This window comes from Blastococcus sp. TF02A-35, from assembly GCF_004571075.1.
Lineage (GTDB): Bacteria > Actinomycetota > Actinomycetes > Mycobacteriales > Geodermatophilaceae > Blastococcus.
Map to the genome: position 1 here is coordinate 1 of NZ_SPQP01000084.1, position 1,070 is coordinate 1,070.

Below are 1,070 nucleotides of genomic sequence, written 5' to 3' on the forward strand. Positions count from 1 at the left end.
TGTCGTGACCACGGACGTTGTTGACAGTCGGCGTGGTGGCTTGATCACGAAGGAGACCTCCGGAAGGAGTGGCGATGTCTGACGTCCCCACTCCCGACCGGAGGTCTCTGTGGCCCACGCTAACGCCCGCACGACCGTGTATGCCCGCAAGCTGATCGTCTTCCGTGTCCTGGCCGGGCATCGACCCGGCGAGGTCGCCAAGCAGCTGGGGATCAGCCGGCAGACGGTCTACAAGTGGGTGCGCCGCTTTCGCGCCGAGGGCCTGGCGGGGCTGGCCGACCGCTCCTCCCGACCGCACCGCATGCCGCGCCGGACCTCGGTGGAGACGACCGCGGCGATCGTGGCCGCCCGCCGCGCGCATCACGCCGGCCCGGTGCGGCTGGCCGCGATCCTCGGGCTTGCGGCCTCGACCATCGGCGCGGTGCTGGCCCGCGCCGGCATGCCCCGGCTGGCCGATGTCGACCGGCTCACCGGCGAACTGCTGCGCGGCCGGCGGCACAGCGACCGCCGCTACGAACGCGAGCACCCCGGCGATCTGCTGCACGTCGATGTGAAGAAGCTCGGCCGGGTGCCCGACGGTGGCGGCTGGCGGGTGCACGGCCGATCCGAGGAGGTCCGCGGCCGCGGCCTGGGCTGGGACTACGTGCACGTCGCCATCGACGACCACACCCGACTGGCCTACGCCGAAGTGCTGCCCGATGAGCGCACCGGCACCTGCGCGGAGTTCTTGATCCGCGCGGCCGCCTGGTTCGCCGCGCACGGGATCACCATCACCCGGGTCCTCACCGACAACGCCAAGAGCTACCGCATCGGCGCGGCCTGGATCGCCGCCTGCGCCCAGCTCGGCATCGGTCGCCGGTTCACCAAGCCCGGATGCCCATGGACCAATGGCAAGGCCGAACGGTTCAACCGCACCCTGCAGACCGAATGGGCCTACGCCACCGCCTGGACCAGTAACGCCCAGCGCACCGCCGCCCTGGACAGCTGGCTGGAGCACTACAACACTGCCCGCAGCCACTCCGCCCTCGGAGGCCGCCCACCGATCAGCCGCCTCGCCGCGTGAACAACCT

Annotated in this window: 1 protein-coding gene; it reads left to right on the plus strand. The window is 71.5% G+C overall.

From position 1 onward, the window contains the following. Positions 1 to 109: 109 nt before the first annotated feature. Positions 110 to 1,063, plus strand: a complete 954-nt coding sequence (locus E4P43_RS19680; protein ID WP_135147195.1) for an IS481 family transposase — start codon at positions 110 to 112, stop codon at positions 1,061 to 1,063. The last annotated feature ends 7 nt before the right edge of the window (positions 1,064 to 1,070 follow it).